Origin of the sequence: Candidatus Bealeia paramacronuclearis, assembly GCF_035607555.1 — a bacterium.
Taxonomy (GTDB): Bacteria; Pseudomonadota; Alphaproteobacteria; order UBA9655; family UBA9655; genus Bealeia; species Bealeia paramacronuclearis.
Genome location: NZ_JAVHWZ010000003.1, coordinates 111,693 through 125,085, shown reverse-complemented (window position 1 = coordinate 125,085; position 13,393 = coordinate 111,693). Strand labels below are relative to the sequence as shown.

Genomic DNA, 13,393 nt, shown 5'->3' with positions numbered 1-13,393 from the left:
ATGATTAACCCCTCTTTTTTTTCTCCCAGCACACCTGCAACTCTCATTGTTGATCTTGAGGCGATTCGAGAGAATTATAGAATTCTCTGTCGCGGGCTTGGACCGAAAACAGCCTGTGCCCCTGCTGTTAAAGCCAACGGATATGGTTTGGGCATGGAGCAGGTTGCGGAAGTTCTCTGGGTAGAAGGCGCCAAGACTTATTTTGTGATTCAATGTCAAGAAGGGGTGTCTCTTCGAAAAGTCCTTCCTCAGGCTCAGATTTATGTGCTTTCCACACTTATTTCAGGGGAGGAGGAAGTTCTTATTGAGAATAACCTTATTCCCGTTTTATGTCATTTCGAGCAACTTCAAAAATGGCATGGGGTTGCTTTAAAAGCGCAGAAAAAACTTCCTTGTGGCATTCATATTGACACAGGCCTTGTGCGGACGGGATTTCATGAGAAAGACCTTAAAAAAATTCTACATTCTTTCTTTGAGTTTCTTGATTTAAAATTGATTATGAGTCATTTGGCGTGTTCCTATACATTTGATCATCCGATGAATAAGGAACAATTAGAAGAGTTTCTTCGTCTAAAAGATCTTTTGCCGCAAGCGTCTTTATCTTTGGCCAATTCGGGGGGGGTTCATTTAGGTTCACACTATCATTTTGATCTCGTGCGTCCAGGGCTTGCCCTTTATGGATCGAATTTGACGTCTCCTGAGTTCAAGCCTGTGGCACATATTTTTGCCAAAATTCTTCAGATTGAAGAGATTCCCGCTGGAAAATCCATTGGCTATGATGCGACATTTACAACCGCCCGTTCCAGTCGTATTGCAACCTTGGGGATTGGATATGCAGATGGTGTTTTGCGTAGCCTTAGCAATCAGGGATATGTTTTTATTCAGGGGCACAAGTTCCCGATTGTTGGGCGGATTTCTATGGATTTGATGACTGTTGATATCACCGCGCATCATGGAGCCCCCATTCGTTCTGGGGATTGGGTTGAACTATTGGGCGAAAATATTCGCCTTGATGATGTAGCCAAATGGGCAAGAACGGCGCCTTGGGAAATTTTAACGAATTTAGGGTCTCGTTACGAGCGATTTTATGCTAAAGAGAATCAACGGAATTTGGAGAAAATTGCCTCGTGATTTCAATTTTAGCTGGCATTGGCCGCATCTTTTTAGAATTTTTAGCAAGCGTGGGGCGTCTTAGCCTCTTTTTGGGCAATAGCCTTTGGGAGGGATTCAAGCCCCCTTATTTTTTTAGGCAAATTCTTCGACAATTTTTAGAAATTGGGTATTTATCTTTGCCCGTTGTGGGGCTTACCGCACTTTTCACAGGTATGGTTTTAGCACTTCAAAGCTATACGGGATTCTCGCGTTTTAATGCAGAAAATGCTGTGGCTTCTGTTGTGATCCTGTCCATGACTCGTGAATTGGGCCCAGTACTTGCGGGGCTCATGGTGGCAGGGCGCATGGGAGCCTCTATGGCAGCAGAAATTGGTACCATGAGGGTTACAGAACAAATTGATGCTTTAACCACTCTTTCCACGCATCCTTCCAAATATCTTATTGCCCCTCGAATTTTAGCGGGAGTTTTGACATTGCCCCTTCTTGTGATGGTGGCTGATATCATCGGCGTTTTTGGAGGGTATTTGGTGAGCGTTTATAAGTTGGGATTTAATCCAGCCACCTACCTCAAACAATCCTGGGATTTTTTGGAGCGGGCCGATGTGGCTTCTGGTTTAATAAAAGCTGCCGCTTTTGGATTTATCATCACATCCATGGGGTGCTATCAGGGGTATTATTCCAAGGGTGGCGCCCAAGGCGTCGGAAAAGCCACGACGAATGCGGTCGTCTCGGCTTCCATTTTGATTTTGATTACGAACTATCTCCTCACCGCCATTTTGTTTGACGCATGAGCCAGAAAAACATCAAAATTCAAATCCGCAACCTCTCCAAATCTTTTGGACATAAAGTTGTTTTAAATAAACTTAATCTCGATATTTATGAGGGCGAATCTCTTGTGATTATTGGGGGGTCGGGTACGGGGAAATCTGTCCTGATTAAATGCATTTTGGGACTCATCCAGCCGGATTCCGGTGAAATTCTCATTGATGGAAAAAATATCGTGGGAGAAAGCGTGCGTGAACAAACAAAGCGTCTTTACAATGTCTCGACCGTTTTTCAAGGATCAGCCCTTTTTGATAGTTTGAAGGTTTGGGAAAATGTTGCTTTTGGATTGATTAATGCCAAGGGGATGTCCCGAAAAGATGCACAAGCCATTGCGCTTGAAAATCTCGCATCTGTGGGTCTTGATGCTGGTGTGGGTGAGCTTTTCCCCTCTGAAATTTCAGGAGGCATGCAGCGCCGTGTGGCTTTGGCACGCGCTATTGCTACAGCGCCTTCACTTATCTTTTTTGATGAACCTACGGCGGGACTCGATCCCATTTTTTGTGGGATCATCAACGATATTATTTCAAAAAACGTGAAGGATCTCAAAGCCACCGCTGTCACCATCACCCATGATATGGCGAGCGCTCGACATGTGGCCGATCGTATTGCAATGATTCATGAGGGGCATATCATTTGGTCGGGGCCGGCTTCTGGAATTGATCACTCTGGAAATCCTTATGTCGAACAATTTGTGACGGGAAGTCCCAAGGGGCCCATTCACCTTGAGACGATTCATAAAGAGGCAGCTTAATGGCACGAAAATCCGTTCAATATGTTTGCCAAGCGTGCGGTGAATGCACCACAAAATGGGCCGGGAAATGTGAGTCCTGCCAAAGTTGGAACACCCTTGTAGAAGAAGCAGCTCCCGATCTTTTGCCCAAAGGATTGGGCTCTGGAAAAGGACGTAAAATTGATTTTATGACCCTTGAAGGGGACATGGAAGATGCACCCCGCTTGGTGACGGGAATGAATGAATTTGATCGCGTCGCAGGCGGTGGTCTTGTTCCCGGATCCGTTCTTTTGGTTGGGGGCGATCCCGGAATTGGAAAATCCACAGTTCTTTTGCAAGTGGCTGCAGCCATCAGCAAAAAAGGAAAATGTGCTTACATTTCAGGAGAAGAAGCCATTGCCCAAGTGCGACTTCGCGCGCAACGCCTTCAGATCGAAAAATGCACCGTGGATTTGGCAGCAACCACAAATGTGCGCGACATTATTTCCTCTTTAGACGATCCTCAAGGGCCAGATGTAGCCATTATCGATTCTATTCAAACGATGTATATGGATACACTGGACTCAACGCCAGGCACGGTTTCTCAAGTCCGAGGATGTGCGCAAGAGCTTATCCGTGTGGCCAAACGTCGAGGTGTGACCGTAATTTTGGTGGGGCACGTGACCAAAGAGGGAATTATCGCAGGTCCCCGCGTGCTTGAGCATATGGTCGATACTGTCCTTTATTTTGAAGGGGAGCGCGGCCATCAATTCCGAATTTTAAGGTCGGTCAAAAATCGTTTTGGCGCGACCGATGAAATTGGCGTTTTTGAAATGACGGACAAGGGATTGATGGAGGTATCAAATCCTTCCGCACTCTTTCTTTCAAGTCGTCAAGGTCAGGTGAGCGGTGCCTCCGTTTTTGCAGGTATTGAAGGCACGCGACCTCTTTTGGTTGAGGTGCAAGCCCTTGTGGCCCCTTCGAATTTAGCCACTCCCCGGCGGGCCGTTGTTGGATGGGATCAAAATCGTTTGTCCATGATTTTAGCGGTCCTAGAAGCCCGCTGTGGCGTTAATTTTGTAGGCCGCGATGTGTATTTAAATGTGGCAGGAGGACTCAGAATTACAGAGCCTGCTGCGGATTTAGCCGTGGCTGCGGCTCTTTTGTCGTCTTTGAGTAATATTCCCACGCCTCAAGATGCTATCTTTTTTGGTGAAATTGGACTTTCTGGAGAAATTCGTGTTGTGGGTCAACAAGAAGCGCGCCTTAAAGAAGCCCAAAAATTAGGGTTCCAAGAAGCCTTTATTCCTGAGTCTGGGCGCGGGAAAAAAACATTTTCCACCCCTGGATTTGAAATTCATCCATTGTCTCATTTGGCGGAAGTTGTTAGTACTTTTCTTAAGAATGAACCCATGAAGAAGGTGAGCCATGGTGTCTGAAATCCACCACTTTAATGCCGTTGACGGCATTTTTCTCGCAATCATTGCGCTTTCCTCTTTAATTGGACTCATGCGCGGGGTCACGCGCGAAGTCATGGGTATTGCGGGTTGGGTCGGCGCCATTTTAGCCGTCGTCTACGGCCTTCCCGTTTTAAGACCTTTGGGACGAGAATATATCAAAAATCCTATGATCGCGGATGCGGTTGTGGCCATTGGTATTTTTGTGATAAGTCTTTCCGTTCTCATTATTATCAGCAGACTTGTTTCCAATCGTATCAAAGTTAGTATTTTGGGAGGTCTTGATAAATCTTTTGGACTTCTTTTTGGATTGTTTCGAGGAGGCGTTGTTATTTGCCTGATTTTCATGGCACTTACTTTTTTCTACGGGCACAAGCATCTTCCTGAGTCTTTAAGAACCGCCAAAAGTACGCCTTGGGTTCGAGAAGGCGCTCAATTCATTCATTCTTTCATTCCGCAAGAACTGATGGAGGGGCCTGAAACAAAACTCGCGATTCCCCCCTTGGATGCCAAAGATCTCATTGAAAATCATTTGGGTGATATTGAAAAAACAGTTCAAAATCTCTCAACGTTAAAACCTAAAAAAGACCCCAAACCTGAGCACGAGGGATATGAACCCGATCAGCTTAATGACATGGAAAGGCTTCTCAATGCCCATGACGATAAAAAAACGCCTTGAGGGCAAAGTGGCCCTCATCACCGGAGCTGGAAACGGCATTGGTGCGGCTATTGCTAAACGCTTTGCGCAAGAAGGGGCTAAACTTATCCTTGTGGATCTCAAATTAAGCGACCTTGAAAAAGTAGATGATGTGGTTCAAGCAGAGGGCAGCTCAGCCCTTTTGGTGCCTTTTGATTTGAAAGATCTCCCTCGAATTGAAGATCTCGCCACCGCCACATTTGATCGTTTCGGAGGCCTTGACGTTCTCGTTGGAAATGCGGGAATTTTAGGGGGACTTTATCCAACCCAAGACATGCCACCTTCCGTTTTTCATGATCTTTTCACGGTGAATTTCTTTGCCAATTGGCATTTGATTCGCTGCTTTGATGGTATGCTCAAACGCAGTGATGCGGGACGTGCCATTTTTACAACCTCAGGTTTTGTCCATCAAGAGATGCCCTATTGGGGAAATTTTCTCTCTAGTAAATCCGCCCTTGAAAAAATGGTGCTTTCCTACGCCTCAGAAGTCAAACTTACTAATCTGAAGGTCAATCTTGCCGATCCTGGTCAAGTTCGTACCAAGCAACATGCTCAAGCTTTGCCTGGCGTGGATCCTATGACCCTCCCTCATCCCGATGAGATCACAGAAGTCTTTGTAAGACTTTCAGAATTCGCCTGTCCTTATCATGGCCAAATCGTTAAGGTTGCGGATAGGGAAGGGGATGTAATCAAATTCGGTTAGAAAATCATTAAACAATCATTAAACCCCGCCCAAAGCACACAAATGTGTCCAAGATTGGGAATCCAAAGGAATAACGGAAAGGCGGCTTTGGCGCACCAGGGCAATATGTCTTAAATCTGGATCGCTTTTAATTTGGTCGAGTGTTACAGGTTTGAGAAGAGGTTTCACTGTTTTTACATCCACCATCACAAATCGTCCGGTGGGATCTGTGGGATCGCGCTCTGCCTCCCTCACAACTTCCACAATGCCAACGATTTGCTTTTCATGGACGGAATGATAAAAAAAGCAAAGGTCACCAATTTTCATGGCTTTCAGATTATTGGCCGCTTGATAATTGCGAACACCATCCCAATGAGTAATACCGGCCTTGGTTTGCATCTCCCAAGACCAACTTCCGGGTTCTGATTTGATGATCCAATAAGCCATGGTGACTCCTTAAAATTATTCGGCTTTGAGCGGACGAGAAAGCAGCCTTTCAATAGTCGTCTCAATATTGCCGTTATGATTCACGATATGATCCACAGCCTCACAAATGGGCATCTCGACCTGATGTTTTTTGGCCAAGATCATAAGGGAAGCCGCAGTATAAACACCTTCGGTCAACGGGCTTTCTTCGTTGCTTAAAACTTTTCCGTGGCCTAATTGAATACCTAAAGACATATTTCGGGATTGCTCAGAATAACAACTGAGCATGAGATCTCCCACGCCCGAAAGTCCATAAAACGTTTCCGGGTTGGCACCTAATGTTACGCCCAGCCTTTGAATTTCAACAAGGCCTCGGGTAATGAGTGCAGCTCTTGCATTTTCACCAAAACCCTTGCCCTGAAGAATCCCCGAGGCAATGGCTAAAACATTTTTAAGAGCCCCTCCCATTTGAGCCCCAATCATATCGGCGCTATAATAGGGACGAAAATATTGACTGGAAAAGGCATGGGTCAAAGCCTGCCCCCATTCCAAATGAGTTGTGGCCAGTGTAACGGCGGTAGGTAGTTTTTTTGCAACATCCATGGCAAAACTGGGGCCAGAAAGAATTGCAATTGGATTTTGAGGTAAATATTCGGGGATGATTTCGGTCAGTAGTTTTCCACTGCCCAATTCAATGCCTTTGGATGTTAAAACCAGTGGTGTTGAATTGGAAATATCCGCACTATAATTTTCCAGAAATTCGCGTAATTTTTGCGCAGGTGTTGCCAAAACCAAAACATCTAGGGGCTTTAAATCCTGAAAATCCGTGGTGGCTTTAATAAGGGGATTAAGGGAAATTCCCGGCAAACGAAACGTATTTTCATGGCGTGTCTCAATCGCCTCTACCAATCCTGAATTGAGGCTCCACAAGGTAACCTCACATTGTGCGCGTGAAAACGCCATAGCCAGGGCCGTGCCCCAAGCGCCTGCACCCACAACTCCGATTGTATATTTTTGCTTCATCTCATATCTCATCTAAAGGCCAACGGGGGCGTGGTGCAAAATCAAGGGAGGTGAAAAGACCGCGCTGAAATCGCTCAAGTCCGACCCAGGCAATCATCGCCGCATTATCCGTGCACAAACTCATTGGAGGGCACAACAATTGAAGTCCTGACTTTTGACACACGGTCTCAAGCCGCAATCGCAAAGACCCATTTGCAGCAACACCCCCTGCCAAAACAAGATCTTTGATTTTAGGATTTTTTTCAAGGGCCATTTCAATGGCATTCTGAGCACGGTCACATAAAATATCGCCCACCGTCTTTTGAAAAGAGGCACAAAGATCGGCAATGTCTTGATCGGATTTTTCAGAAATCTCTTGAAGCGTTTGACGCACCGCGGTTTTGAGTCCTGAAAATGAAAAATCACAGCCCGGTTTTTTCCACAACGGGCGCGGCAAAGTAAATCGTAGAGGGTCCCCCCTTTTTGCTAAATGCTCAATCTGAGGCCCTGCAGGATAGGAGAGATGAATGAGTTTTCCCGTCTTGTCAAAAGCCTCCCCCACTGCATCATCAATGGTGGCCCCCAGTTTGTGATAAAGGCCCAGCTCCTCCACTATCAAAAATTGGCAATGTCCCCCTGAAATCAAAAGGAGCAGATAGGGAAATTCAACGCCAGGATCAAGACGCGCTGTAAGCGCATGCCCTTCCAAGTGATTGACGGCCACATAAGGCAAAGAGTGAGAAAGTGCTAAACCTTTGGCGTACATCGTTCCTACAATCACACCCCCAATCAGCCCGGGGCCCCCCGTAGCAGCAATGGCATCAATATCTTGAAGACTGCAATTCCCATCCTGAAATGCTTTTTCAACGATCCTTTCAATGAGGTCTAAATGGGCGCGCGCTGCAATTTCAGGGACGACCCCTCCATAAAGTTCATGCTCGCGCAATTGGGATACGACTACAAGGGAGAGGATCCGCATTTGATCATCCACAATGGCCGCAGAAGTTTCATCGCAGCTGGTTTCAATTCCAAGAACACGCATAATCTCTGTTGAACCACGTTAGGAAGAGCGCGACAAGAAAAAAATGAGTGGGATAAAATCAACAATCCAGATCGCAAAGGCAGTATCCTAGCCTTGCGATCTGGATTTATGAAACGGGGTTATTCCTGAGGGGGGTCAGTAATGAACGAGCACGAGTACCGATTGTACTCGTTTTTAAGGGTGATTAACAAGGCTTGAGTTTTGGGGGTCACTTTTATAGTTTGTTTGGGAGTTGCACATTTCACAACATTAGGTGTAATCTCATTACTTGCGGGGTTAAAGACAATATTAAGCTTATATTCTACGTCATCGTGAAATTCTATTCCTTCCTGAACCTGTTGCCCTTGATCTGCTTTAAATCCGAGGCGCATGACCGGTAGGTCTTTCCCCATAAAGACGAACGTAAAATCAGCGGTTATTGAATCACGCGGAATTTGATTATCAAGAGTCAGTTTAACCTTGTGCGTTGTAGCTTCACAATTCATCGAAAGACCTGCCAATGTGGCAAACGCTATTAAAGACAATCCTATTTTCATGTTTTTTGATCCCTTGTTTATTGTTATTTTTCTTTATTTACTTATAGTAAATCTATCATACCCCCCCCGCCCCCCATAGCAAGTCAAAACTTGTCTTATGTGCCAAATGTGATTATCGTTCTCAACTTATACAAAAGGAGGAATTTTTATGAAATTTTTGACGCTATGTGTTTGTTTTATGTTTAGCTTTTCGTTGTGCGGTGAAATCCCCAAAACACATCGTGAGCTTCAATTTGAAAATGAAAAAGTCAAAGTTTGGAAAACCATAATTATGCCAAATCAGCCTCTTAAAATGCACCGCCACGAGCAGCCTCGCGTTGTTGTGGGGCTTAAAGGCGGAACTTTGAAAAAGATTGAAGAAGGTGGACGCACATCAGATCTCACCTTTGAAACAAGCAAAGCCTATTGGCTTGAAGCTGATCCTCAAGGCGAACTCCATGGCGATATTAACGAATCCAATGAGCCAATTGAAGTGATGGTTATTGAATTTAAGGGGTCGTGAATTTTTCAAAAATGAACTTTCTCCATGGCTGCAAAAATTTCATCTTGAGCCTTTTTCAAAAAACCACCATTGGCGTGCGTATTTTGGTTAAAAAAGAGGATTACATTCTTTTGGTACATCATACTTATGCGCCGGATTGGCATTGTATTGGGGGCGGTGTGGATCCTCACGAAACACCGCATCAGGCGGCCTGTCGCGAACTTTATGAAGAGGGGGGAATCCGCCCTAAAGGACCTCTCACTCTTTTTGGATTTTATTATAATCCTTATGCAGGACGCCATGATTATGTGGCGCTTTATATCTGTGAAGATTTTGATCAGGTCCCTGTTTCATCTCCTGAAATTGATGAAATCAAATGGTTTTCTCTGAATAATTTACCCCCCGATCTTTCTCCTGCTACAAGACGCAGGGTTGAGGAATACTTCAACTCACATTCAATTTCAGACAGGTGGTGAGGCATGAAAAACTGGAATAAAAATATTTTAAAGGAAAAAGCAGCCGGAAACTCTTGCAAGAGTTCGAACATCTGAGAAAAAAGTATTGGGGTCAACATTTGTGGGCAAGAGGATATTTTGCAGTGACTGTTGGCAACGTGAATGCAGAGGATGTTCAAAAATATTTAGAGCAGCAAGAAGAACATCACAAAAAGATGACTTTAGAATTTCAGAATTCTAGCGTTTACGCGTTGTTCTTCTTTGCAAGCGTTTACCAAAATACCGGCTTTAGTCGGTAGTAGTTGATGACACGCTCTATTGAAGAAAATGTTTTTGATCAGGCTGAACACTTATTGGCCGAAATAAAGAAAAATTCTGTAATCGGTAAAAAAATAAAAACTCTTCAAGGGCAGTTGGAAAAGGTGGATGCAACAATTGAAAAAATTCGTAAGGATGAAATAAAATTTGAGACTGTGGAATTAAGGAAAGACGCCCTAGAAATGTATCTCGATAATTCCAACCTACTGAAAGAAAACATTAAAACAAATGAAAAAGCGCTGGAAGACTGGTTGAACGAAAACAATAAGTATAATGAGTTGCATAAAATTATAAGCAAAAATCTTGTTGGAATGAAAGCCTCCAATGGCGAAATCACTCAAAAAGGCATAGATGAGGCTCTGAGTATGCTTGGATGGGAAGTAGACCCTTTCGCAGTAGTCTAATCTATTTGCGTTATATGAACACTCCATGAGGCAATCCCCGTGGAGTGTTCACGTTCTAAAAGCCAGATACCTGTCATTTTATCGACCGAAAAACGATTCCTGACCAAAATATATGGACCGTCACGAATCAGAGGACGTGGTGATTTATGCTTTTTAAGGAGGGTTTTACGTTAACTGTTGAAGAGTTTCTGCATTTACGTCCCCTGCTTCCCAAAAATTAAAACCTTTCGGCTATAAATCGCCAAAGTTTGTCGGTGCCTTGTTTGATGCCGATGCGAGGGGTTGCTCGAAATGGAATTGTGAGGCCTCCCTCATAAACGCCAAAAGTGGGGTGAAGGGTGAGATCCAATCCATTATGTTCTCGGGTTAAATTTAAGGTGCGACAGAGTTTTCCCGGGCCATCATAGTGCATATTTGAATCCTTCATTTTTAATCCCCGAATGAGAACAGCAGCAGGGAAGCCTTCCTTTTCTGTTACGAAATTAAGGCAATGGTACATTCCATAGATGAAATAAACATAGCTCACCCCAGGGGGGCCAAACATCACGGCATTTCGTGGCGTTATTCCACGGACTGCATGGCAGGCCGGATCATCTTGTCCAATGTAGGCTTCCGTTTCCGTGATGATGCCTTGGTGTTCGCCAAAGATCATGACCTTTCCAATGAGGTCTTGGGCAACCTCAAGGGTTGGGTTTTCAAAATATGCGCGATTCAAGCGAGGGAGATTCAAATCACTCACACACAATATGTGGGGCTTTTCCCACGTCTTGAAATTTACAATTCTCAAGGGGGGTTAGAAGTTTTAAATCTTCGGGGCGATAAATGAAATTCATCTGAGTTTTTGTGATTTTATCTTGATAAACACAATCTGGAAAACCATAGCTGTATTCGCCCAAAACAAGCTCCCACTGCGCTTTTGCAAAATCAAATCCCGGAATTATATCCACGGGTGGCCCATAAAAAGGAAGACTTCCTAAAACTTTAGTCCCTTCCCCCACATTCACAGATTCTGATGTGCAGACAAAGCTTTTGGGATCTTGATCAAAAATTTTGCAAGAAATTGTCTCTGCTTTGGGGCAATTGAACCCAGGGTTTGCCTGAAGTGGTGCGACACAAGAAAGCATCAGAATTGAGAATAAAAGAGTATCTTTTTTCATAATTTATATATCCTTTAAATTTTTTCGCATCAAATAGATGGTTTGTCCTCTCAGCCAATTTTTGGTGGTTGTGAGTACGCGAAAACCAATCTTTTCATAAAATGCTGGGGCTTGGAATTCAAAAGTTTCAAGGTCAAGTTTTGTGCATCCTTTGGATTTTGCAAAATCCTCAAGGATTTTCATGAACGCTTGCCCCTGTCCTTTTTTACGATGAGAGTCATCGACGAAAACAACATTTAAAAAGCAACTCTCTTGCTTGATAAATCCCGAAGCGCCTCCAATAAGAACATCGTTTTCGTGTGCAGCAAGGGTGAAATTTTGAGCTTTTTCAGACCCAAAATAAGGAGCATTAAAATCACGAAGACGCTTTAAAATCTCCTCATCAAGAGGGGTAAATGAATTCTCGTGAAGCATGATTTCAATTCCGTCTTTTTCTGAAGAGTGAAGACGGGGGTATTTGAGGGGGGATTCATAATGAAAGCTCTCCAACGGATGCCCGTCTTCCGCCTCAACGGTTTTAATATAAACACTTTTTTGAAAAGCACCGCTCTTTTCATTTTTCTTGGTGCGAGCAAGGTTTACTTCCTCCCATGTGATTTGCGACTGGGCTAAAATTGCATCCAAAACTTCCGCAACATCCGCAATTTCCTCGAGAAGATCTTGAGGAGAAGAAGCCTCATGGACTTCCTGCGATTCTTCAAGAAGTTTGTCTTTAAGCGCCTTGATTTTCTCTGGGGCAGATAATTCCTTTTGGACAAAGTGAATGCCTTGCACTTCTAAAATCTGAGGAACTTTGTCACGCACAATCTTTTCAAATCGAAATTTAGCCATAACTCAACAACCCAAATGAATTTTATGATTAATGAAAGTGATGGTCCTTTTTGTGAAAATAGTCAATCTAAGGCCATTGCATAATTAATAAAAATTCCAACTGAGGTCCTGAAAAGCTAATTTTTGAGTTTTTTAAATTGAGGGGGATGATATTTTTTCTTCGTCTCTTTGTTCTTTTTTTGCTCAAATACTCACTTAACTCGCCTGATTTATCCATAAGCAACCTTATTTGTGGCCTTTAAGAGGTTAAAGGCTATGGCTTTTAGGGCCATTTGTCCTTGAACTTTGGGTGTTGTAAAATAGGATGCTCTCGTGAATTTGAATTTTCGTTTTAAGGTTCCAAATCCTTGTTCCACCCTATATCGAATCTTCGAAATCATCCGGTTAAATACTTTTTGCCAATGGGTTAAGGGCTTATTTCTTTTCGCTTTCTCCATCAACCCGTTCTTAATCCCCTTAGACCTCAGCAAGTCTTTGTTTCCTTGGGAAGCATACCCTTTGTCTCCATAAAGCCTCTTATCTCGACGCTTCTTCACAACCTCTTCCAACTCTCTCACTTCAGAGACATGCGCAGGCGTCACGTGAACCTGATCAATATATCCGTCCTCCTGGTCAATGACCATAAAGCCTTTGTACCCAAAATAGCTCCGTTTCCCCTTCTTAAGCCATGTGGCATCTGGATCTTTGGAAAGGGTTACCTGCTCTTCAACAGCATATTCCTTGTCTTCTTCACGATCAACAGCCATCCCCTCCATTTCTTTCCGAGGACGTGCCGCTGATTCGATAAGCGTCGCATCTATAATCGCTCCTTGGGATTCTTTCACTTTTAATCCCTTTTGTTCTAGTTGATAATTGATCATTGCAAGGAGGTATTCCCAAAGGTTTTGACTGATCAACAAGTTGCGAAATCGACAGAGCGTCGTATGATCAGGCACCTTTTCCAACCCCGTGATGACCATAAAGTCCAACCGAACCCTCAAGGCTTCTTCCAACCCCTCATCGCTTAAGCTATGCCAAGCCTGCAAAATCAACGCCTTCAGTAAATTGACTGGTACGTACCCATTGGGGCCATAGCCAGATCTTCCTAGTTTCCCCATATTTTGCTTTACACTCTCCCAGTCGATAAGGCTAAAAGCTTGGATAAGTTGACTGTTCTTTAAACGCTCTCTGGCTTCACGATTTAAAAAGGACATTTTCGATCACTCCTGCTTTTCGGACTTTCCTCAGTATATCCTTTCTCTCCTCATCCCTCAATTAT

The 13,393-nt window shown here is 44.0% G+C and carries 17 protein-coding genes and 1 pseudogene; 10 read left to right on the top strand and 8 right to left on the bottom strand.

The window, feature by feature from the left end; all coding sequences use genetic code 11:
* Genes alr through Bealeia2_RS08845 form a run of 6 tightly spaced genes read left to right on the top strand, consistent with a single transcriptional unit; the run spans position 1 to position 5,504 of the window.
* A complete protein-coding gene (gene alr / locus Bealeia2_RS08870) occupies positions 1 to 1,131 on the top strand; it encodes an alanine racemase (RefSeq protein ID WP_331256683.1) in 1,131 nt (376 codons plus the stop codon).
* Positions 1,131 to 1,904 (top strand): MlaE family ABC transporter permease, encoded by a 774-nt coding sequence (locus tag Bealeia2_RS08865; RefSeq protein ID WP_414437884.1) that lies wholly within the window; start codon positions 1,131 to 1,133, stop codon positions 1,902 to 1,904. Before alr ends, Bealeia2_RS08865 begins: the two co-directional genes overlap by 1 nt.
* On the top strand, positions 1,901 to 2,689 hold the full coding sequence (locus Bealeia2_RS08860) for an ABC transporter ATP-binding protein (protein ID WP_331256681.1): 789 nt from the start codon (positions 1,901 to 1,903) through the stop codon (positions 2,687 to 2,689). The genes Bealeia2_RS08865 and Bealeia2_RS08860 overlap by 4 nt, the downstream gene beginning before the upstream one ends.
* Positions 2,689 to 4,086 carry a DNA repair protein RadA gene (radA, locus tag Bealeia2_RS08855; protein WP_331256680.1) on the top strand — a complete coding sequence of 466 codons (1,398 nt, stop codon included), beginning with the start codon at positions 2,689 to 2,691 and terminating at the stop codon, positions 4,084 to 4,086. Before Bealeia2_RS08860 ends, radA begins: the two co-directional genes overlap by 1 nt.
* Entirely contained in the window at positions 4,076 to 4,783 is a 708-nt protein-coding gene (locus tag Bealeia2_RS08850; RefSeq protein WP_331256679.1) for a CvpA family protein, read from the top strand. The genes radA and Bealeia2_RS08850 overlap by 11 nt, the downstream gene beginning before the upstream one ends.
* Complete coding sequence (locus tag Bealeia2_RS08845) at positions 4,761 to 5,504, top strand: SDR family NAD(P)-dependent oxidoreductase (protein WP_331256678.1); 744 nt, start codon at positions 4,761 to 4,763, stop codon at positions 5,502 to 5,504. Before Bealeia2_RS08850 ends, Bealeia2_RS08845 begins: the two co-directional genes overlap by 23 nt.
* Before the next feature lie 18 nt (positions 5,505 to 5,522).
* On the opposite strand, the gene Bealeia2_RS08840 is transcribed toward Bealeia2_RS08845, so the two are convergent.
* The 4 genes from Bealeia2_RS08840 to Bealeia2_RS08825 form a co-directional block, all read right to left on the bottom strand.
* Complete coding sequence (locus Bealeia2_RS08840; protein ID WP_331256677.1) at positions 5,523 to 5,930, bottom strand: EVE domain-containing protein; 408 nt, start codon at positions 5,928 to 5,930, stop codon at positions 5,523 to 5,525.
* A gap of 15 nt (positions 5,931 to 5,945) precedes the next feature.
* Positions 5,946 to 6,932 (bottom strand): NAD(P)H-dependent glycerol-3-phosphate dehydrogenase, encoded by a 987-nt coding sequence (locus Bealeia2_RS08835; RefSeq protein ID WP_331256676.1) that lies wholly within the window; start codon positions 6,930 to 6,932, stop codon positions 5,946 to 5,948.
* Position 6,933: 1 nt separating this feature from the next.
* Positions 6,934 to 7,953, bottom strand: a complete 1,020-nt coding sequence (gene tsaD, locus Bealeia2_RS08830; protein ID WP_331256675.1) for a tRNA (adenosine(37)-N6)-threonylcarbamoyltransferase complex transferase subunit TsaD — start codon at positions 7,951 to 7,953, stop codon at positions 6,934 to 6,936.
* Between the two features lie 119 nt (positions 7,954 to 8,072).
* Entirely contained in the window at positions 8,073 to 8,489 is a 417-nt protein-coding gene (locus Bealeia2_RS08825) for a hypothetical protein (RefSeq protein ID WP_331256674.1), read from the bottom strand.
* A gap of 148 nt (positions 8,490 to 8,637) precedes the next feature.
* Here Bealeia2_RS08825 and Bealeia2_RS08820 point away from each other — a divergent pair, with 148 nt between their 5' ends.
* From Bealeia2_RS08820 to Bealeia2_RS08805, 4 genes and pseudogenes are all read left to right on the top strand, one after another.
* A complete protein-coding gene (locus Bealeia2_RS08820; RefSeq protein ID WP_331256673.1) occupies positions 8,638 to 8,991 on the top strand; it encodes a cupin domain-containing protein in 354 nt (117 codons plus the stop codon).
* Positions 8,988 to 9,446 (top strand): NUDIX domain-containing protein, encoded by a 459-nt coding sequence (locus Bealeia2_RS08815; RefSeq protein ID WP_331256672.1) that lies wholly within the window; start codon positions 8,988 to 8,990, stop codon positions 9,444 to 9,446. The genes Bealeia2_RS08820 and Bealeia2_RS08815 overlap by 4 nt, the downstream gene beginning before the upstream one ends.
* A gap of 20 nt (positions 9,447 to 9,466) precedes the next feature.
* Positions 9,467 to 9,724, top strand: a pseudogene (gene tnpA, locus Bealeia2_RS08810) (IS200/IS605 family transposase); the annotation flags it as partial.
* A gap of 3 nt (positions 9,725 to 9,727) precedes the next feature.
* Positions 9,728 to 10,147, top strand: coding sequence for a hypothetical protein (locus Bealeia2_RS08805; protein ID WP_331256671.1), 420 nt, complete (start codon positions 9,728 to 9,730; stop codon positions 10,145 to 10,147).
* Between the two features lie 217 nt (positions 10,148 to 10,364).
* Here Bealeia2_RS08805 and Bealeia2_RS08800 read toward each other — a convergent pair whose 3' ends face one another.
* The 4 genes from Bealeia2_RS08800 to Bealeia2_RS08785 all read right to left on the bottom strand — a co-directional run bounded on the left by Bealeia2_RS08800 (position 10,365) and on the right by Bealeia2_RS08785 (position 13,328).
* Positions 10,365 to 10,877 carry a DNA-3-methyladenine glycosylase gene (locus Bealeia2_RS08800; RefSeq protein ID WP_414437876.1) on the bottom strand — a complete coding sequence of 171 codons (513 nt, stop codon included), beginning with the start codon at positions 10,875 to 10,877 and terminating at the stop codon, positions 10,365 to 10,367.
* 1 nt (position 10,878) lies between these two features.
* The gene (locus tag Bealeia2_RS08795; protein WP_331256669.1) at positions 10,879 to 11,304 is read right to left on the bottom strand and encodes a hypothetical protein; all 426 of its coding nucleotides are present in this window, start codon (positions 11,302 to 11,304) and stop codon (positions 10,879 to 10,881) included.
* 3 nt (positions 11,305 to 11,307) lie between these two features.
* Complete coding sequence (locus tag Bealeia2_RS08790; protein ID WP_331256668.1) at positions 11,308 to 12,135, bottom strand: GNAT family N-acetyltransferase; 828 nt, start codon at positions 12,133 to 12,135, stop codon at positions 11,308 to 11,310.
* Between the two features lie 209 nt (positions 12,136 to 12,344).
* On the bottom strand, positions 12,345 to 13,328 hold the full coding sequence (locus tag Bealeia2_RS08785) for an IS5 family transposase (protein ID WP_331255236.1): 984 nt from the start codon (positions 13,326 to 13,328) through the stop codon (positions 12,345 to 12,347).
* Positions 13,329 to 13,393: the final 65 nt, after the last annotated feature.